Origin of the sequence: Tabrizicola sp. YIM 78059 (genome assembly GCF_004959785.1) — a bacterium.
Taxonomy (GTDB): Bacteria; Pseudomonadota; Alphaproteobacteria; order Rhodobacterales; family Rhodobacteraceae; genus Tabrizicola; species Tabrizicola caldifontis.
On the sequence record NZ_SJZH01000002.1, the window covers coordinates 311,957 to 336,879 of the forward strand.

The 24,923-nt window shown below is 67.3% G+C and carries 24 protein-coding genes; 5 read left to right on the top strand and 19 right to left on the bottom strand.

Going from position 1 to position 24,923, the window contains the following annotated elements:
- Positions 1-282: 282 nt before the first annotated feature.
- Entirely contained in the window at positions 283-921 is a 639-nt protein-coding gene (locus EZM81_RS04165) for a ribonuclease T2 (RefSeq protein WP_136644879.1), read from the bottom strand.
- 125 nt (positions 922-1,046) lie between these two features.
- On the opposite strand from EZM81_RS04165, the gene EZM81_RS04170 reads away from it, so the two are divergent.
- Positions 1,047-1,793 (top strand): DUF1013 domain-containing protein, encoded by a 747-nt coding sequence (locus tag EZM81_RS04170; protein WP_135447674.1) that lies wholly within the window; start codon positions 1,047-1,049, stop codon positions 1,791-1,793.
- 24 nt (positions 1,794-1,817) lie between these two features.
- Positions 1,818-2,873, top strand: coding sequence for a tRNA 2-selenouridine(34) synthase MnmH (gene mnmH, locus EZM81_RS04175; protein WP_136644880.1), 1,056 nt, complete (start codon positions 1,818-1,820; stop codon positions 2,871-2,873).
- On the opposite strand, the gene bktB is transcribed toward mnmH, so the two are convergent.
- Complete coding sequence (gene bktB, locus EZM81_RS04180) at positions 2,870-4,033, bottom strand: beta-ketothiolase BktB (protein ID WP_136644881.1); 1,164 nt, start codon at positions 4,031-4,033, stop codon at positions 2,870-2,872. The genes mnmH and bktB overlap by 4 nt on opposite strands.
- 127 nt (positions 4,034-4,160) lie before the next feature.
- On the opposite strand from bktB, the gene EZM81_RS04185 reads away from it, so the two are divergent.
- Positions 4,161-5,261 carry a sugar MFS transporter gene (locus tag EZM81_RS04185; RefSeq protein ID WP_136644882.1) on the top strand — a complete coding sequence of 367 codons (1,101 nt, stop codon included), beginning with the start codon at positions 4,161-4,163 and terminating at the stop codon, positions 5,259-5,261.
- On the opposite strand, the gene EZM81_RS04190 is transcribed toward EZM81_RS04185, so the two are convergent.
- Positions 5,258-5,818: a DUF2585 domain-containing protein gene (locus EZM81_RS04190; RefSeq protein ID WP_136644883.1), complete on the bottom strand. Its 561-nt coding sequence runs from the start codon at positions 5,816-5,818 to the stop codon at positions 5,258-5,260. The genes EZM81_RS04185 and EZM81_RS04190 overlap by 4 nt on opposite strands.
- 182 nt (positions 5,819-6,000) lie before the next feature.
- On the opposite strand from EZM81_RS04190, the gene EZM81_RS04195 reads away from it, so the two are divergent.
- Entirely contained in the window at positions 6,001-6,222 is a 222-nt protein-coding gene (locus EZM81_RS04195) for a hypothetical protein (RefSeq protein ID WP_136644884.1), read from the top strand.
- 47 nt (positions 6,223-6,269) lie between these two features.
- On the opposite strand, the gene EZM81_RS04200 is transcribed toward EZM81_RS04195, so the two are convergent.
- The 8 genes from EZM81_RS04200 to EZM81_RS04235 form a co-directional block, all read right to left on the bottom strand.
- Positions 6,270-7,010: a metallophosphoesterase gene (locus tag EZM81_RS04200; RefSeq protein WP_136644885.1), complete on the bottom strand. Its 741-nt coding sequence runs from the start codon at positions 7,008-7,010 to the stop codon at positions 6,270-6,272.
- A gap of 323 nt (positions 7,011-7,333) precedes the next feature.
- On the bottom strand, positions 7,334-8,758 hold the full coding sequence (locus tag EZM81_RS04205; RefSeq protein WP_136644966.1) for a gamma-aminobutyraldehyde dehydrogenase: 1,425 nt from the start codon (positions 8,756-8,758) through the stop codon (positions 7,334-7,336).
- A 31-nt stretch (positions 8,759-8,789) separates the two neighbouring features.
- A complete protein-coding gene (locus EZM81_RS04210; protein WP_136644886.1) occupies positions 8,790-9,596 on the bottom strand; it encodes an ABC transporter permease in 807 nt (268 codons plus the stop codon).
- Complete coding sequence (locus EZM81_RS04215; RefSeq protein ID WP_211195382.1) at positions 9,586-10,524, bottom strand: ABC transporter permease; 939 nt, start codon at positions 10,522-10,524, stop codon at positions 9,586-9,588. Before EZM81_RS04215 ends, EZM81_RS04210 begins: the two co-directional genes overlap by 11 nt.
- Positions 10,525-10,732: 208 nt before the next feature.
- Entirely contained in the window at positions 10,733-11,719 is a 987-nt protein-coding gene (locus tag EZM81_RS04220; protein ID WP_135447656.1) for an ABC transporter ATP-binding protein, read from the bottom strand.
- 153 nt (positions 11,720-11,872) lie between these two features.
- Positions 11,873-13,012: an ABC transporter substrate-binding protein gene (locus tag EZM81_RS04225; protein WP_248298133.1), complete on the bottom strand. Its 1,140-nt coding sequence runs from the start codon at positions 13,010-13,012 to the stop codon at positions 11,873-11,875.
- A 146-nt stretch (positions 13,013-13,158) separates the two neighbouring features.
- A complete protein-coding gene (locus tag EZM81_RS04230) occupies positions 13,159-14,202 on the bottom strand; it encodes a hypothetical protein (RefSeq protein ID WP_136644889.1) in 1,044 nt (347 codons plus the stop codon).
- Positions 14,199-15,116, bottom strand: a complete 918-nt coding sequence (locus EZM81_RS04235) for a LysR family transcriptional regulator (protein WP_136644890.1) — start codon at positions 15,114-15,116, stop codon at positions 14,199-14,201. Before EZM81_RS04235 ends, EZM81_RS04230 begins: the two co-directional genes overlap by 4 nt.
- Positions 15,117-15,292: 176 nt before the next feature.
- Here EZM81_RS04235 and EZM81_RS04240 point away from each other — a divergent pair, with 176 nt between their 5' ends.
- Entirely contained in the window at positions 15,293-15,727 is a 435-nt protein-coding gene (locus EZM81_RS04240) for a DMT family transporter (protein WP_135447647.1), read from the top strand.
- Positions 15,728-15,818: 91 nt separating this feature from the next.
- Here the strand turns inward: EZM81_RS04240 and EZM81_RS04245 are convergent, their stop codons facing one another.
- The 8 genes from EZM81_RS04245 to EZM81_RS04280 form a co-directional block, all read right to left on the bottom strand.
- Complete coding sequence (locus EZM81_RS04245; RefSeq protein ID WP_136644891.1) at positions 15,819-16,832, bottom strand: hydroxyacid dehydrogenase; 1,014 nt, start codon at positions 16,830-16,832, stop codon at positions 15,819-15,821.
- Positions 16,833-17,128: 296 nt separating this feature from the next.
- Positions 17,129-17,461: a hypothetical protein gene (locus EZM81_RS04250; protein WP_136644892.1), complete on the bottom strand. Its 333-nt coding sequence runs from the start codon at positions 17,459-17,461 to the stop codon at positions 17,129-17,131.
- A gap of 17 nt (positions 17,462-17,478) precedes the next feature.
- Positions 17,479-19,485, bottom strand: coding sequence for a hydantoinase/oxoprolinase N-terminal domain-containing protein (locus tag EZM81_RS04255; protein ID WP_136644893.1), 2,007 nt, complete (start codon positions 19,483-19,485; stop codon positions 17,479-17,481).
- 72 nt (positions 19,486-19,557) lie between these two features.
- Positions 19,558-20,805 (bottom strand): RNA polymerase sigma-54 factor, encoded by a 1,248-nt coding sequence (locus EZM81_RS04260; RefSeq protein ID WP_136644894.1) that lies wholly within the window; start codon positions 20,803-20,805, stop codon positions 19,558-19,560.
- Positions 20,806-20,928: 123 nt separating this feature from the next.
- Positions 20,929-21,987: an ABC transporter ATP-binding protein gene (locus EZM81_RS04265; protein WP_135447637.1), complete on the bottom strand. Its 1,059-nt coding sequence runs from the start codon at positions 21,985-21,987 to the stop codon at positions 20,929-20,931.
- Positions 21,987-22,769: an ABC transporter permease gene (locus tag EZM81_RS04270; protein WP_135447635.1), complete on the bottom strand. Its 783-nt coding sequence runs from the start codon at positions 22,767-22,769 to the stop codon at positions 21,987-21,989. Before EZM81_RS04270 ends, EZM81_RS04265 begins: the two co-directional genes overlap by 1 nt.
- A complete protein-coding gene (locus tag EZM81_RS04275; protein WP_135447633.1) occupies positions 22,766-23,641 on the bottom strand; it encodes an ABC transporter permease subunit in 876 nt (291 codons plus the stop codon). Before EZM81_RS04275 ends, EZM81_RS04270 begins: the two co-directional genes overlap by 4 nt.
- 85 nt (positions 23,642-23,726) lie before the next feature.
- On the bottom strand, positions 23,727-24,830 hold the full coding sequence (locus EZM81_RS04280) for an ABC transporter substrate-binding protein (protein WP_135447631.1): 1,104 nt from the start codon (positions 24,828-24,830) through the stop codon (positions 23,727-23,729).
- Positions 24,831-24,923 lie beyond the last annotated feature (93 nt).

Genomic DNA, 24,923 nt, shown 5'->3' on the forward strand with positions numbered 1-24,923 from the left:
TTTGCAGACCCGATCACGCTGGTGAAAGGGGCTTGCGAGACGGCAGCGGATCCCGCTTTTCCCGCATCCCGCGCTGATGCCGCATGGCAAGCCGGCCACAGATTTCGCGCAGATGTGGGAAAGGACTCTGCCGGTGGGGGCCTCAGGCCGGACCGGAGCCTTCGATTCGGCACCAGACCGACCGGCCGATCCCCGGCCGCCCTGGCATCGCGCATTTCATCAGGCCGGCTTCCGGCGCTTCCTTCAGTCCGCCATCTTCAATGATCGATCCCGCCACCCGCATCACCGGACAGCTTCCAGCCGGGCATCCTGCAAGCTGCAGTCGCGGATGACGTCGGCACCACAGCGCCGGGGCGCAAGGTCGCGGGTCAGGCAGATCCGCGCCTCCTGGATGAGCCCGTTCTTGCAGGTGATCGTGATCTGGTCGCGGCGAAGCCCCGGGTTCGCTTCAAGGAAGGCCGTCTCGATCACGCTGGCCGGCAGGGTCAGGGGGCGAAGGACGCGGGCGAAGAGGTCGGGGATCGCGATGCTGTCATGCGCCGCGCGGGCGGTGCGGTAATAGTCGTTCGCCGAAAGCCCCGAACAGCGCCCGTGCTTCCTCCACTGGTAGAAGGCCGCCCCGGCCCCGCCCATGATGTCGGCCATGGCGGCGGTCTCGCCCCGGGTGGGGTCGCGTTCCACCGTCCGGCAGAACGAGGGCCACCCCTCTTCGTATTGTGGCCACAGCCCGTGCAGCACGAACGTCAGCCCGCGCCCGGGGTCGCACTGCGGATCGTTTCGCGCGTCGCCCTCCAGCGCACACCAGGCGGCGGACCATGACAGGGAAAGAACGTAATAGTCGAAGTCACCCGCGCGCTCGCCCTCGGCCCGGGCGGCGGCAGACCAGCACAAAGCCGCGAGGGCCAGCAGCACTGCACGCATTTCCGCTTCCCCTTTGCGCGATCCGGGCCTATATGGGCAATCGAATTCCCCGAAATCGTGGAACTCGCGGGCCAGGCCCGCAGCCGTTTTCCCGGCACGGGACAGGTTTGTAAAGGAGAGATCCGATGTCGAAACCGCTCATGGCCAAGGCAACCGCCGTCTGGCTGGTGGACAACACGACGCTCAGCTTCGCCCAGATCGCGGATTTCTGCGGCCTGCACGAGCTTGAAGTTCAGGGTATCGCCGACGGCGACGTGGCGGCCGGGGTCAAGGGTTTCGACCCGATCGCCAACAACCAGCTGGACCCGATCGAGATCAAGCGCGCCGAGGCCGACCCGCTGTATCGCATGAAGCTGAAGTTCAACCCCGCCGCCCAGGGCGAGGAAAAACGCCGCGGCCCGCGCTATACCCCGCTGTCGAAACGCCAGGACCGACCCGCCGCGATCCTGTGGCTGGTGAAGTTCCACCCCGAGCTTTCCGATGGCGCCATCAGCAAGCTTGTCGGTACCACCAAGCCCACCATCCAGTCGATCCGCGAACGCACGCACTGGAACATTGCAAACATCCAGCCCATCGACCCGGTGGCGCTGGGCCTGTGCAAGCAGTCGGAACTGGATGCTGCGGTGCAGGCTGCCGCGCGGAAGAAAGCGGCGGAAGGCGTGGTGATGTCGGATGACGAACGGCGCAAGCTGGTGTCTACCGAACAGTCGCTGGGCATGGCGCCGGAACCCAGGGTGCCGACGGGCCTTGAAGTGTTCGGCGACGAAGAGAAGGATACGTCCTCGCCCGCCGACTTCTCGGACGCCGACAGCTTCTTCAACCTGCCTGCTGGTGGGCACGACGACGAGGACGATGACGATCATCGCCGCTGAGGCCGGCCCAGGCAGGAAGGTGTGATGGCCATCACCCTGACCTCTCTGACCGATCTGTCCGCGCCGGGCTTCGATGACATCATCGACGTCCGGTCGCCTGCCGAATATGCAGAGGATCATCTGCCCGGCGCGATCTCGCTTCCCGTGCTGGACGACGAGGAGCGCGCGCGCGTCGGCACGATCTACAAGCAGGTTTCACCCTTCACCGCGCGCAAGGTCGGCGCGGCGCTGGTGGCGAAGAACGCTGCCCGGCACCTGGAGGGGCCGCTGGCCGACCGGCCGGGAGGCTGGCGTCCACTGGTCTATTGCTGGCGGGGCGGGCAGCGATCCGGATCGTTCGCCACCATCCTGTCGCAGATCGGCTGGCGGGTGGAAACGCTTGCCGGTGGCTACAAGGCCTGGCGGGCGCTGGTGGTGCGCGAGGTCTATGACACCCCGGTTCGTGCGCCGGTGGTGGTGCTGGATGGCAATACCGGATCTGCCAAGACCGAGGTTCTGAACCTTCTGCCCGGCTTCGGGGTGCAGGCCATAGATCTGGAAGGGCTGGCGCGGCATCGGGGCTCTCTCTTCGGTGCGCTGGGGCCGCAGCCTTCGCAGAAGGCCTTCGAGGCGGCCCTTGCCCAGGTGCTGGCCGGGCTGGATCCGGCGCGGCCCGTGGTGGTTGAGGCGGAAAGCTCGAAGATAGGAAATTGCCGGCTGCCGCCGATGCTGTGGAAGGCGATGGTCGCGGCCCCCCGCGTCGCAATTGCCGCGCCCCGGTCGGCCCGCGCGGCCTATCTGGCCCGGGCCTATGCCGACCTGACCGCCGACCGGGTCAGGCTGGGTCAGGTCGTGGGCCTGCTGCAACCGCTGCACCCGCGCGAGGTGATCGCGGACTGGCAGGCCATGGCCGCCGCAGGTGCGTTCGAGGTGCTGGCGGACAGCCTGATGGAACGGCACTACGACCCGCGTTATGGCCGGCACCGGGCGCGCATGCCGGCGCCGGCAGCGGAAGTCACGGCCGACAGGCTGGCACCGGGCGATCTGCCCGGGCTTGCGGCAAGGATCGCCGAAGCGGTGCTGGGACTGGCGAAGGTCTAGCCGCGCTCGATGGCCAGCGCGATGCCCTGGCCGCCGCCGATGCACATGGTGATCAGCGCGGTCCGACCGCCTGTCCGTTCCAGCTCGTGCATGGCCTTGACCACCAGGATCGCCCCTGTCGCCCCCACCGGGTGGCCAAGGGCGATGGCGCCGCCATTCGGGTTCACCCGGGCAGGGTCCAGGTCCAGCGCGCGGCTGACGGCCAACGCCTGCGCTGCAAAGGCCTCGTTCGATTCCACCAGGTCGAAGGACTGCGGCCTGACCCCCAGCTTGCGGCACAGGGCCTGCACCGCCGGGATCGGGCCAATCCCCATCACCTTCGGGTCCACCCCGGCCAGGGCATAGCCCATGATCCGCGCCCGCGCGCGGCCGCTGTGGTCGCCCCGGCAAAGAACCAGCGCGGCTGCCCCGTCGTTGATGCCGGACGCATTGCCCGCCGTCACCGTGCCCTCCTTCTGGAACACCGGCTTCAGCGCGGCCAGCGCCTGGGGGCTGGTGGCCTTGGGGTGCTCGTCCGTATCGAAGATCATCGTGCCCTTGCGGCCCGCGATCTGGACGGGAACGATCTGGTCGCGGAACCGGCCCTCGGCAATCGCCCGGGCGGCGCGGGCCTGGCTTTCCAGGGCGAAGGCGTCCTGATCGGCGCGGCTGATCCCGTGGCTCATGGCCACGTTCTCGGCCGTCACCCCCATGTGGCCGGTGCCGAACGGGCAGGTCAGCGCCCCGGTCATCATGTCCAGTGCACGGACATCACCCATCTTCTGGCCAAAGCGCGCGGCCGGAAGGATATGGGGTGAGCGGCTCATGCACTCCGCGCCGCCCGCAAGCGCCATGTCGGCATCGCCAAGCATCAGCGTCTGCGTGGCCGAGACCACCGCCTGTGCACCCGACCCGCACAGCCGGTTCACGTTCATTGCCGGGGCCGTCTCGGGCACGCCCGCACCCATCGCCATCACGCGGGAAAGATACATGTCGCGCGGCTCGGTGTTGATCACATGGCCCATCACCACCTGCCCGATCTGCCCGCCCTCGACCCCGGCGCGGGCCAGCGCGGCCCTGGCCGCATGGGTGGCAATGTCGATGGGCGGCAGCGCTGCAAGCGACCCGCCAAAGCCGCCGATGGCGGTGCGGGCCGCGGAAAGGATGTGAATGTCGGTCATGGGGGCCTCCGTCCGTGGGCCCAGAATGCACGAAATCCGCGCGGGCGCAGAGTCGACGTTGCGTCACGGCTGTCATTGACAGCGGCCGACAGCCGCGGGAGACGTTGCCGGCAAGCAGGAGCCGATCGTGAAAGAGCTGATCCGGGCCAACGCCGGCCTTCTTGTCGCAGGGGTGGCGACATTCGTGATGATGGGGGCGGGCCAGTCGCTTTACGGCCCCGCCCTGCCTGCGTTTTCGCGCATCTTCGCTGTCAGTCTTGCCGAGGCGGGGGTTCTGGTCTCGGCGCATTGGGTGGGCTGCTTTCTGGGCGTGGGGCTGATGTACCTGAGGGGCGCCCATGTCACGCCCCGGCATGCGCTGGCGGTGATGGCGCTTGGCGCGGGCATCATGGCCTTGCTGATCGGCTGGTGGGTCACGATCGCCGGGGCGGTGGTCTTCGGGGCGGGCTATGGAATGTCCACTGCCGTGTTCAACCCGCGCGTCCTGCGCGCCTTCGGAACCCTTGGCCCCTCGATGCTGAGCATGCTGAACGCCACCTTCGGGGTTGGTGCCATCGCGGCACCGCTGATCTTCGTGGCGCTTGGCAGCGACCCGCGCTGGTCTTTCGGGCTGACGGCCGCCTTCGCGGCTGTGGTTTGGGTCTTTGCCGGTCCGGCGGGGCGCACGGCAGCCGCGCCGCCGGGCGAAACCCGGCCCTTCCGCCCGCATTGGGTGATCATGAGTTTCGGCGCCATGGCCATCGGGCTGGAAGCCTGCCTGATCGGCCTTGGACCGAGCGCCCTTATCCGCGCGGGAGAGACCGAGGCGAGGGCGGCCGAGCTTCTCAGCGCCTTCTTCGTGGTGTTCCTGCTGTCGCGGGTGGCCCTGGTGTTCTTTGCCCACCGGATCGCGCCCTTCCTGCTTTACACGCTGTCCATCGTCGCAACAGCGGTGCTGGCGCTGGGGGCGATCCTTGTCTCGCCCGCCCTGTTCTTCGTCGCGATCGGCGCCCCTGCGGGCATGTTCTTCCCCGGCTTCTATGTCACCGCCAGTCGCAAGATGGGCGACGACCTGCGCGTGCCGCCCACCATCATCGCCTCGGGCCTGATCGGCGGAATCGCCTGCCCGCTGATCCTGGCGCCGATCATGGCGGGCATGGGCGAACGCGGCTTCTTCTGGATCCTGGCCGGGGTCACCCTTGCGTTGGGCCTTGCCGCAGCACTGTCGATGCGCAGCATGCGCGCCTAGCGCGCCGCCTGCCATGCCGCTACCCAGTCAAGCGGCCAGAGCAGCATGAGGATATTCAGCGCCAGCCCGTCGCGGATGATCCAGATCGTCGCCCCCTCGAACAGCACGATCAGCGCGACCGTGGCCCAGACCGGCAGGCGGGCGGCCAGCCAGAAGCCAAGCAGCATGGCGAACACGTCCGAAACCGTGTTGATGACGCTGTCGCCATAGTAGTCCAGCGAAATGGTCACCGTTCGATAGCGTTCGATGACCGCGTCGGAATTCTCGATGATCTCCCAAAGACATTCGATCGCGGTGGCGATCGACAGCCGCCAGCCAAAGGACAGCCGCCGCGCCACCAGCCACAGCCCGGCGTAGAACAGGAAGCCATGAATGATGTGGCTGGGGGTATACCAGTCCGTCAGGTGCTGGGAATTCTCGGCGCTGGCGACATCGCCATGCCACAGGCTGACATGGCCGCAGGGGCAGATCGGTTCACGCCCGATCCACAACAGCCATGCAGCGGTCAGCAGGATGGTTCCTGCCACGAAAAGGGCGGGTGTCTGGCGTCCGGTCATGGCGCGACGGAAGCACATGCGGGCCGCAGCGTCCATACGCATGCGGCCTGGCCGCACCGGTTGCCATCCGCTTTGGCTGTTGCGGCCCGGCAAGGACTTGCCTTCCACCCTTCAGCCCTATCCTGCAAAGGATGCCATGCCCGCGTGCCACGCCGGCAAAAGCTTCGCCACGGAAGACTGGAATGACCGGCAAGAACCTCTACCGCTATGGACCCAGCAGGGGCGAACTCTGGTTCTGGCTATGGGTTTCGGTCGGGGGTCTTGCCCTGATGGCTGTGGCACTGCTTGTGCGCGGCATGCCGTCCGGCCCTGCGCTGGTCGAGGTCGTGGGCCTTGCTGGCCTTGTCTTCGGCTATCTGGGGCTGCGTTCGGTCAAGCGGCTGATCCGGCGGGAACACCCCTGACCCCTGATCGGGTCCGGGCATGGGCTTTGGCTGGCGAAAGACCGATCTCAGCCCCGTGAAATGGCCAGCCTCTGCCGCCCGGACGGCGCAAGCAGCGATGCCTCGCGCCCCTCGATCACAACGGCGGAAAGCGGCCCGCCATAGGCGGCGCCGGAATCAAGGTTCAGCCGGTTTCCGTAATGCGTCGGCTGGTCCAGCGCCGTGTGACCATGCACGATCAGCGGCCCGAAGCTTTCGGTTGCCGTCAGGAAGGGATCGCGGATCCAGACAAGATCGGTTTCGGTTTGTTCCGACAGGGCAATGCCGGGGCGGATTCCGGCATGAACAAAAGCCGCCTCTCCCGCAAGATGCAGGGTCGGTCTTGCGGTCAGGAAGTCGACATGCGCCTGCGGCACGGCCTCGACCGCCTCGGCATGGACCTTTTCCACCGGCCGGTCGCCGGCACTGGCCACGCCATAGGACCGCAGGGTATCGGCCCCGCCCAGCCGTGGGTGCAACCAGGACAGTTCCGCCCGCAGGCCTGGTTCGGGTTCCCAGGGATCGCGAAGGAAGCGGGCAAACATCCGGTCGTGATTGCCCTTCAGGATGATCCAGTCGTGGCCCTGGGCAAGCCCGGCAATCAGAAAGTCGATCACGCCTCGGCTGTCCGGCCCGCGATCCACGAGGTCGCCAAGATGGATCACCGGGCCGGGGCCATGGCGGGCCATGTCAGCGGCAATCAGGTCATGCGCGGCCCGCAGCAGATCCAGGTGCCCATGGATGTCTCCTATGGCGTAAAGGTGCTGCATGGCGCGGGATCCCGTGTGATGTGGCAGGGGGACGGAACTCGGCGGTCCTTGAACCAGCGGCGAAACCGGATGTCCAGCCGGAAACGGACAGTCGGGCGCACCGGCCCGAACCGGTGCGTGCAAGGCAGACGAATAAAGTGGATGACCAGCACCCGACCGGAGCGCGCAACAGGCAGGTCATTTGCCGGCGCCCCATTCGTCAGGCACGCGGACCTGCCACTGCATGACGCATGGCCTGGCGGATGCGGTCTGCCTCTGGAGGCCGCAACCTCTCTGCGCCGGTGACATCCGGCGCGGAGAGGGCAACGAACCGGAAAGCGCCGTCAGCCGTGCTTGACCATCACATGCCGGACGACCGTGTAATCCTCCAGCGCATAGGCCGACATGTCCTTGCCGTAGCCCGACTGTTTCAGCCCGCCATGCGGCATTTCATTGGTCAGCATGAAATGCGTGTTGATCCAGGTGCAGCCATAGCGCAGCCGCGCCGCCGTGGCCATCGCGCGACCCACGTCCTTGGTCCAGACCGATGAGGCCAGGCCATAGTCGCTGTCGTTGGCCCAGGTCACGGCTTCCTCGACATCACTGAACGGGGTGACGGAGACCACCGGCCCGAACACTTCGCGCCGGACGATCTCGTCGTCCTGCTTGGCGCCGGCAACGACGGTGGGCTTGTAGTAGAAGCCTTGGTCCATCGCCTCGCCGCCCGTGGTGATGTGGATGTGGTTCAACTCGCGCGCGCGGTTGACGAAGCTGGCCACCCGGTCGCGCTGGCGTTGGCTGATCAGGGGGCCGATCTCGTTTCTGGTGTCGTCCTCGTCCCCCAGCACGATCGAGGATGCTGCCGCGGTCAGATCGGCTACCAGGTTTTCATAGATCTTCTTGCCCGCATAGACCCGGCAGGCGGCGGTGCAGTCCTGCCCGGCGTTGTAGAAGCTGAAGGCGCGCAGCCCCTCGACCACCGCACCGATGTCGGCATCGTCGAAGACCACGACCGGGGCCTTGCCGCCCAGTTCCAGATGCGTGCGCTTCACCGTCTTGGCGGCGGCATCCAGCATCTTCTTGCCGGTGGCCACGTCGCCGGTAAGGCTGATCATGTCCACCTGCGGATGGTTGATCAGATGGTTCCCCACCGTGTGGCCCCGCCCGGCGATCACGTTGACCACGCCTTCCGGCAGCACATCGGCCAGGATGTGCGCCAGCTTCAGTGCGGTCAGCGGCGTCTGTTCGCTGGGCTTGAACACCACCGTGTTGCCGCCCCCGATGGCCGGGCCCAGTTTCCAGGCCATCATCATCAGCGGATAGTTCCACGGCGCGATCGAGGCGATGACGCCGATCGGGTCACGACGGATCATGCTGGTGTGGCCCGACAGATATTCCCCCGCCACCGTGCCGGTCATGCAGCGCACCGCCCCGGCGAAATAGCGGAAGCAATCGACGATCGCCGGGATTTCATCGTTCCGGGCGGCATTGATCGGCTTGCCGCAGTTCAGGGCCTCGAGGCTGGCGAAGGCATCCGCTTCGGCCTCGATCCGGTCGGCGATGGCCAGCAGCACGGCCGACCGTTCAGCCGGCGTGGTACGCGACCAGCTGTCGAAGGCCGCACGGGCGGCGGCGACAGCGCGATCGACCTGGGCGGTCGATGCCTCGGGCACCTCAAGGATAAGCCCGCCGGTGCGGGGGTTCAGGATCGGCTCGGGGGTTTCCTGGCCGGTCTCGAAGTTGGGCCCGATGAGCAACTGGGTGTGGATGGATTGGTGCAGAGTCATGGGGTTTCCTCCCTTATTTGCCCATGCCGGCGGTCTCGGACCCGCCGCGGGTGAGGTAGTAGGCGATGAGGATCGGCACGAAGGTGGCGGCAAAGACCACGATCGCGACGACATTGGTCACAGGGCGCTGCCGCGGGCGGACCAGCTCGTTCAGCATCCAGATCGGCAGGGTGGATTGCTGGCCCGCGGTAAAGGTGGTGACGATCACCTCGTCGAACGACAGCGCGAAGGCCAGCATCCCCCCGGCCAGAAGGGCCGAGCCCAGGTTGGGCAGCAGCACGTAGCGGAAGGTCTGGAAGGCATTGGCGCCCAGGTCGGCGCTGGCCTCCATGATCCCGCCCGACAGGCGCCGCATCCGGGCGACGGCATTGTTGTAGACGATGACGATGCAGAAGGTCGCGTGGCCCAGCACAATGGTCCAGGTGGAAAACGGGATGTCCATGATCCCGAAGGCCGACCGCAGGCTCATCCCCGTGATGACGCCCGGCAGGGCGATGGGCAGGATGATGAGCAAGGACAACTGATCGCGCCCGAAGAACCGCGCCCGGCTCATCGCGGCAGCGGCCAGCGTGCCCAGAACCATGGCCATCAGCGTGGCGATGGCCGCCACCTTCAGCGACAGGTAGAGCGGCGGCCAGATGTCGGGCCGTTCCCAGGCGACACCGAACCATTTCAGCGTCAGGCCGGGGGGCGGGAACTGGTAGGTGCGTTCCTCGGTGGTGAAGGCGTAAAGAAAGATGAACAGGATCGGCAGGTGCAGGAACAGAAGCCCGCCGATCGCCGTGATCTTGAGCAGCAGAGAGGGCCGGTCAGAGCGCATCGAAGGCCCCCGCACGTTTTGCAAGCGTCAGGTAGATCAGCATGATGACGATGGGGACGACCGCGAAGGCTGCGGCCAGCGGAATGTTCCCGGCGGTGCCCTGCAGCTGATAGACCGCAAGGCCGATGAAGCGTGAGGAATTCCCCACGATCTGCGGGATGATGTAGTCTCCCAGGGTCAGCGAGAAGGTGAAGATCGACCCCGCGATCACCCCCGGCATGGCCAGGGGCAGGATCACCGTGCGGAAGGTCTGCCCCCTTGTGGCGCCCAGGTCGGCCGAGGCCTCCAGCATCGAGTTGGGCACCCGCTCCAGCGCGGCCTGCATCGGCAGGATCATGTAGGGCAACCAGATATAGACGAAGACCAGGAAGGTACCGAAGGGCGAGGTGGACAGGGACGAACCTTCCAGCCCGGGGATCGACAGGATCCCGTCGATCAGAAAGCCCGTGCCGGTGCCCGAGGCGGCCCAGGTCAGCACCCCTTCCTTGGCCAGGATCAGCTTCCAGGCATAGACCTTGACCAGATAGCTCGACCAAAGGGGCAGCATGACGCCCAGGTAGAAGGCGGCCTTCCATGGGCCGCGCGCGTATCGCGCCGCAAAATAGGCGATGGGGAAGGCCAGGACCGCGCAGGTCAGCGTAACCGCTGCCGCCATGACCACGGTTCGCAGGATGATGTCCAGATTCTGCGCGCGGAACAGTTCGGCATAGGTCTTGAGCGTGAATTCCTCCTTCACCACGCCGGAAAATTCGTCGATCGAGTAGAAGCTTTGCAGCAGCAGCGCCGCAAGCGAGCCCAGATAGACCACCCCCAGCCACAGCAGTGGCGGGGTCACGAGGATAAGCAGCAGCAGGTTCGGCCGCCGCCAGAAGACGCCGGTCAGCCGGTCGGCCGCGCCCCTTGCGGGCAGGATTGCCGGCGCGCTCATCGCCGACCCTCCCCCGAGCATGCTGCCCGGATACCTGGTTCCGATCCTGTGCGCCCCTGCCCGGCGCCGCAGCCTCTGGCGGGAATAGTTGCGAACGGAAGAAGCCGCATCCTGCCATACTTCTTCCGTTCCGAAATATCCCGGGGGTGAGCGCCGCAAGGCGCGAGGGGGCAGCGCCCCCTGCGATGGATGCTCCTGGCGCCGCGCATCACGCTTCTCCCATCAGATGCAGGGCCTGCGGCGCGAAGGCGATGGCGCGGATCTCGCCCTCGGCCGGCACCGGCTCGCCTGCGGGGACCAGCGCGGCGATCTCGGTTTCGCCTGCCCGGATCACCACCCGTGTGCCGGATCCCAGGTAGCGCAGCGCCGTCACCGGGCCCGACACCGGCCCGGTTGCGGCCAGCTTCGTCGCTTCGGGGCGCAGGCTTGCCCATTGCGGCGGTCCGCCAAGCGCGCGGGTCAGTTCGGGCGGCAGCACGTTGGACGAGCCGACGAAATCCGCCACGAACCGCGTGGCAGGGCGGTCATATATGTCTTGCGGGGTGCCGATCTGGGCGATCTTCCCCTCGTTGAAGACGGCCAGATGGTCGGCCATCGACAGGGCCTCGTGCTGGTCGTGGGTGACGAAGACGAAGGTCAGCCCCAGCTTGTGTTGCAGGGCCTTCAGCTCGTCCTGCATCGCCTCGCGCAGCTTCAGGTCAAGGGCGCCCAGTGGCTCGTCCAGCAGCAGCACGCGCGGCTCGTTTACCAGGGCGCGGGCCAGCGCCACACGCTGACGCTGCCCGCCCGACAGCTGCGCGGGCTTGCGGTCGCCGTAGCCGGACAGTTTCACCAGCGCCAGCATCTCCTCGGCCTTCGCATGGCGCTGGGCGCGGCCCATGCCCTTGACCATTAGCCCGTAGGCCACGTTGTCGCGCACGTTCATGTGCGGAAACAGCGCATAGTCCTGGAACACCGTGTTGACGTTGCGCAGATGCGGCGGAACCGAGGAGACATCTTCGCCGAAGATGCGGATCGTGCCCGAGGTCGGCTTTTCGAATCCCGAGATCAGCCGCAGGCAGGTGGTCTTGCCCGAGCCTGACGGCCCGAGCATGGCGAAGAAACTGCCTTCGGCGATGGTCAGGTCCACACCATCGACGGCGCGGACACTGCCGAAGTGGCGGGAGACATTCTGGAATTCGACGGCTGCGGTCATGGAAACGGGTCACGCAATCTGAACCCGGCTCCCCCCATCCCACCCTACCCCCCGACGAGGGGGGTAGGAGGCGCAGGGGTCGGCCGGCAGGGCTAGGGCTTCAGGCCCGGCTAATATCCCCCCTTGCTTGCGCTAGGGGGGCAAGGGGGCGCATCAGCGCCCGCCGATCACGCCGATGTAATCGGACACCCAGCGGTAATAGGGCACACAAGCCCCTTCGCCCTGAGAGCAGTTCGACACCGGGGTGGTCCAGAACCGGATCTTGTCGAAATCGTTCATCCCGTTCGCCGCACAGCTTTCGGCGGTGGACATGCCGCGCCCATCGGTGCAGGCGGCCGGCACGCTGGGGTTGGCGCCGAACCAGACCGCGAGGTCCGATTGCAGGTTCGAGGACAGCGTATGTTCCATCCACAGATAGGCGCAGTTCGGGTTGGCGGCATTCACATGCATCATCGTGGTGTCGGCCCAGCCGGTGGCGCCTTCCTGCGGGATCGTCGAGGCCACCGGCTGACCATCCGCCTTCAGCAGGTTAACCTGGAATGGCCAGGAGCCCGAGGCCACGACGCCCTCGTTCTTGAAGTCGTCGATCTGGATGAAGGCATCATGCCAGTAACGGCTGACCAGGTTGCGCTGCTGGCGCAGAAGGTCCAGCGCGGCCTTGTACTGTTCCTCGTTCAGCTCGTAGGGCGAGGTGATGCCCAGTTCGGGCTTGTGGAACATCAGATACTGCGCGGCGTCGGCAATGTGGATCGGGCCGTCATAGGCCTGGACCCGACCCTTGTTCGACTTGCCGTCAGGCAGCATCATCTCTTCGAACACCACATTCCACGAGGTTGGCGGCTCCTTGAATACCTCGGTGTTGTACATCAGCACGTTCGGCCCCCACATGTACGGCACGCCGTAGTGCACGCCGTTCACCGTGTGCCAAGGTGCGCTCTTCAAGCGGTCGTCCACCGTGTTCCAGGACGGGATCAGGTCGATGTTGATCGGCTGCACCCTGTCGCCTGCCACCAGCCGCAGGCTGGCATCGCCCGATGCGGTGACCAAGTCGAACCCGCCTTCGTTCATCAGCGCCACCATTTCGTCGCTGGTGTTGGCGGTCTTGACGTTGACCTTGCAGCCGGTGGCTTCCTCGAACTTGGTGACCCAGTCGAATTCCTTCATCGTCTCGCCGCGTTCGATGTAGCCGGGCCATGCGACGATGTTCACCTGCCCCTCGGGGGCGCCGATCTCGGTGATCTGGGCAAGGGCAGGGCCAAGGCCGGTCAACGCGCAAAGAGCCGTCGTGGCCATGAGTTTAATGGATTGCATATCAGACTCCCTGTGGATGAACCGCGTCCGCGTGGCGGCAGAGGCGATGTGCCGGTGTGCCGGTCATGTCAGTAGGCTAGGCAACTGCGCAGAAATCGCAAATGCAAAACGCTTATGAGTGATATCGGTTATTCCGATGGGTTGCAGGACAGACCGTCCATCAGGCCGGGGCAGAGGCTGCGCAGTCGCCCTGCCAGGCGGTTCAGGCGCTGCGGATCATGCGGAAAAAGCCTGTCCGGCGGGGCGGCCAGCAGCCAGCCCGGCAGCGGCGCACCGTCGATCTGTGCGGGGTCCAGGCCGGGAATAGCCAGCCTTCCGGTCTGGCACAGCCAGCGGTGGCAGTCGGAAGACCGCAGGACGGCCGCCGCCACCCCGGGGTGAAGGGTCAGCGGCAGTTCGGGGGGGTCTTCGCGATCAAGGTCGGTCAGCGGTCGGATCAGGCAGGCAACCTGACGGGTGGCCTCCACCGTTGCCCCCGCGGCAGCGCGCAGACGGAACATCAGGACAAGTGCTTCGGCCGACAACCCCGGATTCACGATGCGGCCGGCCAGGCTGTCGGGTGGGGCGTGCCCGCACAGGAAGCTGGCGGCGAAATCGGCGGCGATATCGCCGCCGGCAAGGACGCGGCGATCGTAGGGGCGCAGCACGACAGGGCGGCCGAAGGCGGCCTCGGTATCGGAAATGGCATCTCGCAGGGCTTCGCGCAGGGGGGGAAGGGGGCGGTTCTCGACCTTCAGCCACTCCTGCAGCCGCGACCGGAAATGCTCGACGGGGTGACGGATGTAGAGAATGGGGCTGATGTCGTCCGACAGTTCGGACAGCAGCCCGCAAAGGCGCCGTTTCGCCGGACCCCCGGTGTGCTGGATCAGGAATTCGCTCGACAGGACCAGGACGGCGGGCCGGTCCACCCGGACCCGGGCGCAGGCGCGGTTCCAGGCCTGCCAGGCACGTTCCACGACCGCCTCGGCGCCACCTCTGGCGGCAAGATAGGCGGCGGGCAGGCGCGCAGGATCCTCGACCAGAGCAAGCAGCAGATGGTGGGCGAACTCGGTTCCGCCGAAAGCCGGATAGAACACCCCGGCCTGCGCCAGCCCGGCGCGCGCCCCATGCAGGGCCTGCTGCAAGGCTGTCGTGCCTGTCTTGCCCTGCCCCATGTGCAGCAGGATTCTCACGGCGAGGCCCCGCTGCGCGCGGGGATGCCGACCTGGGCGGATCGCACGAAGTTGTGCGCCGGCACCGAAAGGGGCGCCCCCTTGCGCCAGGCAAGGCCCACCTGAACCGTGGGCAGGTCGCCCGAGACATCGCGGATCTCGATCCGGTCGCCTTCCAGCGACCAGGGGCGGTAGACAAGGCTGGGCAGGATGGCCAGGCCCGCGCCGGTGGCCACCAGCGACCGCACCGCCTCGACGCTGCGAGTGCGGAAGGTGATCTGCGGTTTCACCGGCAGGGCGGCCGTAAGACGGCGGGTCGATTCCTCGATCTCGTCCACCATCAGCTGGATCAGGGGCTGACCGGCCAGTTCCTCCAGCGTGATCGATTCCTGCTGCGCAAGCGGGTGACCAAGCGGCAGCCAGAGCCGGTAGGGCGACACAAGCAGCGTTTCGACGTTCAGGGCCAGCCGGTCCTTGACCGACGAGGTCAGAAGGACCGCCACATCAAGTTCGCCCCCGATCAGAAGGTGCTGCAGATAGTCGCCGTTGTCCTCGATCACGTTGAGTTCGATCTGGGGGAAGGCACGGCGGTAGCGCGACAGGATGTCGGACAGCACATAGCCCGCGACCAGGCTGGTGACGCCCAGCGACAGCCGGCCGGTCGCGGCCTCGGCCTCGGTCTGGAAGGCGGCGCGCGCACTGGCAACGTCGGCAAGGATCTTGCGGGCATGGCGAAGGAAGGCCGACCCCTTGTGCGTTATCATCAACCCGCGCGCCTGCCGGTCGAACAGGATAACGCCAAGGTCGTCTTCCAGGCTGCGGATCGCCTCGGTCACAGACGACTGGCTGATCGACAGGGCCCGCGCCGCGCCGGAAACCGAACCGGCCTCGGCGGCGGCGACGAAGAATTGCAACTGGCGAAGGGTGAAGGCCATGCGGGTCTCTGCTGGCAGGCGCCGGGGGTTCGCCTTGCGCAGCCGAAAGGGTTGCCTGCGCAAACCGGGATGCTGCCAGTCTGCCCATTCCGCTGCGCAGGGCAAGCGTGCAAACGGGCAGGTTGTCGTCCCGCCGGCGGCGTGGTTGCCTGCACACTTCAGCGAAGGAGGCAGGCATGTGGTGGGCAGTGGCGGCAGTGGCTTTGGGCGGGGTGGCGATTGCGGTGCAGGCCCCGATCAACGCGGCGCTGGGGCGCGGGCTGGGCGGAGCGGTACCGGCGGCGGCGGTATCCTTCGGCGTGGGGTTCCTGGTGCTGCTGGTAGCGTCGCTGGTTCAGGGGCAGGGCGGGGCCTATGCAAGGCTGACCGCCGTGCCGGTCTGGACCCTTGCGGGCGGCGTCCTTGGCGCCTGGTATGTGTTCGCGGCCGTCTGGGGTGTGGCGTCACTGGGGGTCGTCACCCTGGTTGCGGCGCTGGTCTTCGGGCAGATGGCGGCGGCGCTGGTGATCGACGCGACCGGCGCGCTGGGCATGGCGGTTCGCGAGATCACGCCCACGCGGATTGCGGCGGCGGCGATGGTTCTGGGCGGGCTGGTGCTGTCGCGGCTCTAGCGGGCAGCCTCTGCATTCGACATCGTCTCCTCGTCGGAGGCCCGGCGAGGAGTGACCAGGTCAGCGACGAGCGGCCTGGTCCTGCACCACGTCAGGAACGATCGACCGGCTTTGACCGCATCATGGCGACGGTTTCGCGTTCCGCCCTGCGGCATGAGACCGGCGGCAGGTTGCGGGCGATCAGGTCCATGTCCTCCAGCACGCGTGTGCCGATTTCCCTGAGTGCGAAGCTCAGGGCACCGGCACGGTGCGGGGAAAACAGCATGTTGGGCGTGTGGCGGATCGGGTCGTCCTTGGGCAGCGGCTCGACCGGAAAGACGTCGGTTGCCACGCGGATCCGGCCTGCGGCGGCAGCGGCGCAGAGCGCGGGAAAATCGGCCGCGGCCGCGCGGGACATCAGCAGCAGCATGGCCCCAGGCTGCATCAGCGACAGGGCGCGGGCGTCGATCATGCCACTGTTTTCCGTGGTGATCGACGCCATGACGAAGACGAAGCGGTTCCCGGACATGAGCGTATCGAAATCGACGGGCTCGACGCCAAGGCGCCTGAGGTGGCCGGCGGGCAGCCATGGGTCATGCGCCTGCACCCGGCAGCCGAAGGGGGCGAGCAGCCGGTGCAGCGCGCGGCCCAGATCGCCGAAACCGATGATGCCGACGGTCGAGCCCGCAAGCAGTTCCGATTCGCGGTTGCCCTCGAACAGCCATTTCTCCTCTGACCTCAGGAAGGCGGCGTGTTGGCCGTGGATGTTGCGGGCAAGCGACAGCGCCATTCCCAGCGCCATTTCGGCCACGGGGGCGGCGAAGACTGCGCCGGGGGCCAGCACATGAATGCCGCGGCGGAAGCATTCCTCGTAATCGATGTTCGGCAGGAAATTGGTTTCGACGTTGAAGATGGCGCGCAAGGCCGGAGCCAGGGCCAGCCGCTCTGCGCCCATGGGCTGCTGCGAGATCAGGATCTCGGTCCGGGGCAGGTGGGCTGCATAGAATGCGTCACGATCCTCGCCCTGCCATTCGGTCACCTGATTCCGGCTGCGGAACGCCTTCAGGTCTTCCGGGGTGAAGATGTCGTCGGTGGTGCGGGGTTCCGGGTCGTAAAGCACACGCATCGGCAGGATCCTTCGGGCTGTTCCTGCGCAAACATAGGGGGACGCCGGGCCGGGCGACAGTGGTCAGGCAAGCGGTTGCGCAGTTCGGATGTGCACTGTGCCACGGATATGATGCCAGCAGGCATTTAGCACGTCCGGCAGAATGCCGGCGCGGGCGGGCGCATGGTCCGGCCCCTTGCCTGCTGCACGGCAAGTCCAAGCCCCGGGGCATGATCGAGCAGATCGTCGGCCAGGGCCCTTTCCCCGTCGAAGCCGATTACCGCCTTCCGCGCAGCGGCAGGTCGCCTAAGGGCCGGTCAGGCACCGGTCCAGACTGCCCGCTCCAGCAGGACCCAGCCTTTCGGCGGCGGCGGAGCGGGGCTGTCATCCTGCCAGAACTCCAGCCGGAGGTGGTCGGGCCGGTCGGGCATGTCGGCTGTCGCAAGAAGGGACCACTGCATGCGGAACCCGTCCAGCAGCAGGCCTTCGGCATAGAAGGCGATCTCTTCGGCTTCCAGCGCCTCGGACGGGTAGGCGTCCCAGTCCCCCGCGCCGCCCCAGAAGACCAGCCCCTCCAGGTCGGGCAGCTTGCGGGCATGGCGGGCGAGGGGCGCGAGGAAACCCTCGACCGGCGTTTCAGGCTTGGGCATGGCCGGGTCTCCTGTCGTCAGGCCGAACGGGCGATGCGCGGCCGGCCCGAGGCCGTGGCGGTGACCTTCGCCTCGATGAACATGGTGCGCCCTTCGATCTCGACCTCCTTCACGGCGCGGTCCACAGTGACGCGCAGGTCCACCGCGCCCGCCTGACGCGCCCGATCGGAGGCTTCTGTGACCACAGCCGCCTCGACTGCCGCGAGGGCCGCTTCGACCGAGGCAAAGCTTTCCAGGCCCGCGGCCAGATGCGCCACATAGCGCCCCTCGGCAGGCGATGAGACCAGACCCGTCGCGCGCTGGCTGACCTGGCCTGCCACGGCACCGATGGCATTGGCCACCCCGGCATGTTCCGGCAGGATCATGTCGCACCCCAGCCGCTCGCCCACCGCGCCGTAGTAGGACGGGGCCGAGGCGCCGAGGCCGATCACCGGCACCCCCAGCCGCAGGTCGGTCTGCACCACGCCCCGATGCCGGTCGAGACCCCGGCGCGCAAGGATGTGGCGGGCCAGCATCTCTGGCGATTCGCTGTCGAAGGCCGGATCCTCGCCGAAGGCGGCCTCCAGAAGGCAATCGACCGTCTGCCGGGTCAACTGGTCCACCACAGCCTGGGCCAAGCCCTCGGGCCCGGTTGCGAAACGTTCACCTGCACCGGTCCGCCGCCGGGCCATCAGCCGCAGCGCCTTTTCGGCAGCCTGCCGGTCCCAGCTGTCTAGCCGCCCCAGGACATGCGCGGCGTCCGACGGCGTAACCCCCGACAGCATCACCAGCCCGCGCGCCACCAGCCGTTCCAGCGCCGCGACCTCCAGCCGCGAGGTCAGCGCCTGCGCCATCGGCATCGGCTGCGTGATCCGGTCCAGCACGGCCAGGTCGCGGGCCCCCAACCCCCCGCGCTGGCCGGACATCGGCACGACGAAGCGGCCATCCATCTCGCCCACCGCATCCGATGACAGCCAGCGGTCCAGTGCTGCATGGACCATCGGCCCGTGTTCGACGGCCAGCAGCGAGACCGGCATCAACCGCCGGGGGCCAAGGCGCAGGCCGCCCGTCAGCCCTTCGGTGACCAGATGCACCTCGCTGTCGCCGCCAAGGCCGGTGGTGCGCATCGCCACCGCCTCGACCATGGTGCGGAAGCCGCCGACGCGGGCGCCTTGCGGGTCGATCTCGGGCAGACCGTCACGCAGCAGGGCCACATCGGTCGTCGTGCCGCCGATGTCGCTGACCAGGGCATCCTGCGCCCCGGTCAGCCAGCGCGCGCCGACGATGCTGGCGGCGGGGCCGGAAAGAATGGTCTCGATCGGGCGTTCGCGCACCATGGCGGCGGAAATCAGCGCCCCGTCGCCCCGCACCACCATCAGCGGCGCGTCGATTCCCACCTGCACCAGGTGCCGTTCGCAGGCGGCAACCAGGCGGTCGATCATGCCGATCAGCCGGGCATTGAGGACGGCGGTCAGCGCGCGCTTCGGCCCGTTCAGATTGGCCGAAAGCTCGTGCGAACAGGTCACGGGTCGGCCGGTGACCCGGCGGATCAGGTCGCGCGCCGCAATCTCGTGCGCGGGGTTGCGGGTGGCGAACTGGGCGGCGACGGCAAAGCCCGAGACCTCGTTGCCGATTTCGCGCACCATCAGTTCCAGCAGATCAAGGTCCAGCGGCGCGACCTCGGTTCCGGCATGGGTATGGCCGCCGGGCAGGCGCACCACGGGATCGCCCTTCAGCGCCTCGGTCAGGCCGCCCCGGCCCAGGTCGGAATCGTCAAAGCCGATGAAGACCAGTGCCACGCGTGCGCCCTGCCCTTCGACCAACGCATTGGTGGCCAGCGTGGTGGACAGCGACACCAGCGCCACATCCCCCGCCGTCACCCCGGCTGCGGCAATCGCGGCATCCACGGCCTGGCCGATGCCCACGGCAAGATCATGGCGAGAGGTCAGCGCCTTGGCCTTGCCGAGGATGCGGTTCGTTCCGTCGTCCAGGATCACCGCGTCGGTATAGGTGCCCCCGGTATCGACACCCAGAAAGATGGCCATGGTCGCCCCTTGCAGCCGCCGTTTCCCGCCAGCTAGGGCAGATGGGCCGCACTGTCAGCCCCGGAAACGACATCACTGCCGCTGACGGCGGCGATGGGCGGGTGGCAGGCCCAGCATGGTGCGATACTTGGCCACCGTGCGCCGCGCGATGGGGGCGCCGCCCTCGGCCAGGGCAAGGGCCAGGGCCTCGTCCGACAGGGGCGCTGCCGGATCCTCGGCCGCGACCAGCCGCGCCAGCCGGTCGCGCAGGGCGCCCGACGCCGGGCCGCCTTCGCGCACCGACCGGGTGAACAGCGCCCGCAGCCACCATGTGCCGCGCGGCGTATCCACGGCCGTCCCCGCGACGACCCGGCTGACGGTGCTTTCATGAAGCCGCAGCGTTTCGGCCACCTCGGCCATGGTCATCGGCACCAGCGCGCCGATCCCCTGCTCCAGTGCCGCGACCTGCCGGGCCAGGATCTCCTGCCCTACGGCCAGAAGGGTTCTGTTGCGCCCCTCGACCATGCGCAGGATCGCCCTCGCCTCGGCCCGGCCCTTGCCGCGGCCCTCGGCGACCGAGACGGTCGGCAATGCCGATCGGTTCAGCGAGACGGTCCAGCCGTCCGGCCCCTTCTCGGCGATCAGGTCGGGTTCGCGCACCGGGGCGGCGCAGGGTTCGAAGCGTGCGCCGGGTTTCGGATCGTAGCCGCGTAGCGTGCCGATCCGGGCGCGGATCGACGCCGCATCCACTCCCGCCTCGCGCGCGAGACGGTCGATGTCGCCCCGCGCCACCAGGTCCAGCCGGTCCAGAACCGCGGCCATGGGCGCGTCAAGCTCGCCCGCGTCCTCGGCCTGAAGGCGCAGGCATTCAGCCAGATTCCGGGCAAACAGGCCGGTCGGCTCGGCCTGCTGCTGCAACCGGCGCAGCACAGCCTCGGCCTCGGCCAGGCGCAAGCCCGCCTGTGTCGCAAGGGCGGCCAATGGACGGCCAAGCCAGCCGGACGGCTCCAGCGTCTCGATCAGGGCCTCGGCCAGGCGCGCCTCGGCCCCGCTGAGGCGCAGGGCTGCGATCAGCCCCAGGGCATGGCCGACCAGGCTTGGCGCCGCCGTGGCCGTCTCGGGCATCTCGCCCCTTGGGCCAAGCGCGGACTTCCAGCGCGGGGTCCAGTCCGAGGGCGGCGGGCGGGTGACGACCAGCGCCGGGTTTTCGGACGCCTGCTCCTCCAGATAGCGGGCAAGGCCGGCTGCATCGGCGCGCAGCACGCGGATCGAGGCGGCAAGCGTCGTCGTCAGCGCCATGCGCTGGGTCTGCTGCACCGAGATCCGGCTGCGCTGCTTCATCCCGCCTCCTTGCGCGATGGTTCACATGCGGCCGGCCAGGGCGCAACGGTCATTGCAGGCGGGGCCTCTGACACCGATTGCCTGACAGGTGCCTGACGCCATCGCAGGGCCCTGCGCCTGGCTTCATCCCTGCAACAGGATCGCATCCTTGCCCGAAAGGCTGATCTCGATGCCGGTTCCAGGCACCGGGGGCGGCTGGTCGGCGCGGTTGAACGTGTCCAGCACGACCGTTTCCCCCGCCACGTTGGCACGCAGCCGGATGATCGAGCCCATGAAGTGCACATCCTCGATCCGGCCAGAGATGACCGTTTCGTAACCGGGTTCGCGGCCCAGCCGCAGCGCCTCGGGGCGCAGTGCGATGGATTGCGCGGACCCCGTGCCCGCATTCAGGGCGGCGGGCAGGGTCATGATCGATCCCCCCAGGCGGACCTTGCCTGCGGCGGGGTCTTCGACCGTGACCTCGAAGGTGTTCAGCGTGCCGACGAAGTTCGCCACGAATCGCGTGGTCGGGCGGTTGTAGATCTCGAAGGGCGTGCCGACCTGGTCGGCGATTCCGGCGTTCATCACCACGATGCGGTCGGAAATCGACATCGCCTCTTCCTGGTCGTGGGTGACGAAGATCGTGGTGATGCCCAGATCCTGCTGGATCTCGCGGATCTGGTTGCGCAACGAGACGCGCACCTTGGCATCCAGTGCGGAGAGGGGTTCGTCCAGCAGAAGGACGCGCGGTTTCGGCGCCAGGGCGCGGGCCAGGGCCACGCGCTGCTGCTGGCCGCCCGACAGCTGGAAGGGGAAGCGCCCGCCAAGCTCTGGCAGGCCGATCAGTGCCAGCATCTCGGCCACCCGCGCCTCGCGTTCGGCCTTGGCGACGCCCTTGACCTTCAGTCCGAAGGCCACGTTTTCGGCCACGGTCAGGTTCGGAAACAGGGCGTAGGCCTGGAACATCATGCCGATGTTGCGGGCATTGGCGCGAAGGCCGGTCACTTCCTGTCCGTCAATGATGATTGACCCCGAGGTCGGCGCCTCGAACCCGGCGATCATGCGCAGGACCGTGGTCTTGCCGCAGCCCGAGGGGCCGAGCAGCGAGATGAACTCGCCCTTTTCGACCGACAGGTTGAAATCCTTCACCACGCGGTTCGTGCCGAAGCTTTTTTCCAGATGGGTCAGGGTCAGGAAGGACATCAGGCCTTGGCTCTTTCGTGTTTGGCAAGACGGGCGACCAGCTGCATCAGCCCCATGCAGCCCCAGGTCAGGGCAAAGGCGATCACGGCCAGCGCCGGGGGTTCATAGGCGCGGTTGGCCCCGATCAGCTGCATGTAGGGCCCGAAGGCCGGGCGGTTCAGCAGCGCAGCCATGGTGAATTCGCCCATGACGATGGCCAGCGTCAGGAAGGCGCCGGACAGGACCGCGATCATCACGTTCGGCAGGATGATCCGGCCAAGGATGGTGATCCAGCCAGCACCAAGCGATTGTGCGGCTTCGGTCAGCGTCGCAACGTCGATCGTGCGCAGGCCCGTATCGACCGAGCGATACATGTAGGGCAGCGCCAGCGTGGTATAGCCCATGGTCAGAAGGATATCGGTCCCCAGCGCCGAGCCGGTCAGCGGCAGGAAGCTGGAGGTGTTGTAAAGCCGGATATAGCCGAAGACGATCACGATGGCCGGGATGACCAGCGGCAGGAGGGTGACAAATTCGACAAAGGGCCGCGCCTGCGGCAGTTTCAGCCTCACCCAGTAGGCGGTGGGCACCACCAGGAACACGCCGACCAGGATCGTTGCCCCTGACAGGATCAGCGAATAGCTGAAGGTGTCCCAGAAGCGCGGGTCGCCGAAGACCACGCGGTAGGCGTCGAAGGAATATTCCCCGCGCCGCATCCGCAGGCTGAACTCGGTCATGCCGACCAGCGGCAGAAGGAAGTACAGGCACCCCAGAAGGAAGACGCCCCAGGCGATGATGCGGGTCATTTCAGCCACCTTTCGGACCGGACGCGCAGCCAGATGTACAGCGTGTTGGCGATCACGGTGATGACGATCATGCCGAAGGCCAGCGCAAAGCCGAGGTTCGGGTTGCCCAGCACGTCGCCCCTGATCTGCGCGAACAGCTTGATCGGCACGATGTTCAGTTGCGGGCCTGTCAGCGCAAAGGCGGTGGCGACCGCACCGAAGGCGTTGGCGAACAGAAGGGCAAAGGTGCCCAGAAGCGATGGGAACAGGATCGGCAGCGCAACCATGCGCCAGTATTGCGCCCGCGTCGCGCCCAGAACCTCGGCGGCCTCGCGCCATTCGCGCTTGAGCCCGTCCAGCGCCGGGGTGATGATCAGGATCATCAGCGGGATCTGGAAGAAGAGGTAGGTGACCACCAGCCCCCAGAAGGACAGAAGGTTGAACCCCATGGCGCGCAGGTTGATGCCGAACTCGGTGCGCAGCCAGACGGTGATCAGCCCGGCGGGGCCCAGCGTGGCGATGAAGGCAAAGGCCAGCGGCACGCCGGCGAAGTTCGAGGCGACGCCCGAGAAGGTGAGAAGCGGCGAACGCAAGCCGCGGGGAAGCCCGCCGAAGACCACCGCCGCCGACATCGCAAAGCCCACCGCACAGCCCAGCGCCGCGGTGATCAGGCTGAGCCTGATCGAGGTCCAGTAGGCGTTGCGGATCGACGGCGTGTTCAGGTCGATCAGGTTCTGTAGCGTGAAGGTGCCGGACGCATCCTGGAAGGCCCCGGTCACGATGCGCAGGGTGGGCAGGATCAGGAAGAGAACGGCAAAAACCGCAAAGGGCAGAATGCCCAGCCATTCTAGCGGCAGCCTGCGTGCGGCGCGCCGGATCGGTCCCTCAGCCATTGGTCCCCCTGCTGCGTGGCAGCTCTGCCGGCCGCCTGAGTGGCCCGCCCCGGAGTCGTGCCGGGGCGGGCCGGGTCATGTCAGATCACTCGACGTTCGCGCCAACCACGGCATCCCACCCGCCGGTCACCACCGCCTTGTTGGCATCCACTTCCTCCAGCGTCGGGAAGTAGGCGTCCTTGTAGGCGTCCGCCGGGGGCATCGCGTCCAGGACTTCCTGCGGAACCTTGCCGGCCGCGACCAGTTCGTTGAAGCGCGCGGTCTGGCAGCCGCCCTTGATGTAACCAAGCTGGCCTTCGTCCGAGAAGATGTGTTCCATCCACAGCTTCGCGGCATTGGGCTGCGGGGCATAGGCGCTGATCGCCTGGACATAGACGCCGGCCAGCGCGGCCGACTTCGGGATCACCACCTCAACCGGGGGGTTGCCGGCCAGGGTGTTGCCCCAGGAAAGGCCGTTGTAGTCCCAGGCGATGACGATCGGCGTGGTGCCCTGGGCCAGGGTGCCGGCCTTGCCGATGACGGGAACGAAGTTGCCCGCGTCATTCAGCTGCTTGAAAAATTCCAGACCGGCCTTGCCGGCCTCTTCACCCGGCGCGGCACCGGTGGACATGCCGGCCGCCAGAACCGCCAGGATCGCCTGGTTCGAGGCACGCGGGTCACCGGCCAGCGCCACCATCCCGGCATATTCCGGCTTCAGAAGGTCGGCCCAGTCCTGCGGCACGTTCTCGACCAGATCCTTGTTCACGGCAAAGCCCATCACGCCGTAATAGGCGCCATACCAGTAGCCGTCGGCATCCTTGATGCCGTCGGGGATCGAATCCCACACAGCCACCTTGTAGGGTTGGATCAGCCCTTCGGCCTTGGCCGAAGGACCAAAGGCCAGGCCGACGTCGATCACGTCGGGGGCCTGCGGGCCCTTGTTGTCCTTGTTGGCCTTGATCGCCTCGATCTCGTCGGCCGACCCCGCGTCGGGGTTCAGTTCGTTCACCTTGATGTCGGGATACTTGGCCTTGAAGTCGGCGATGATGCCGCCGTAGCCGCACCAGTCATGCGGCAGGGCGATGGTGGTCAGCATGCCCTCCTTCTTGGCGGCCTCTTCGATTTCGGCCAGCGATTGCGCCGTCGCGGCGCCGGCCGATACCATCACGGCAAGGCTGGTTGTCAGGCACAGAAACTTCTTGGTGGTCATTCGGATTTCTCCCAGGTTGGATGACATGCGGCCCGACGCTCGGCGGGCCACGGCGGCCCCTTCACTGGCGGCGGTTTGTAACAGACAGGTAAA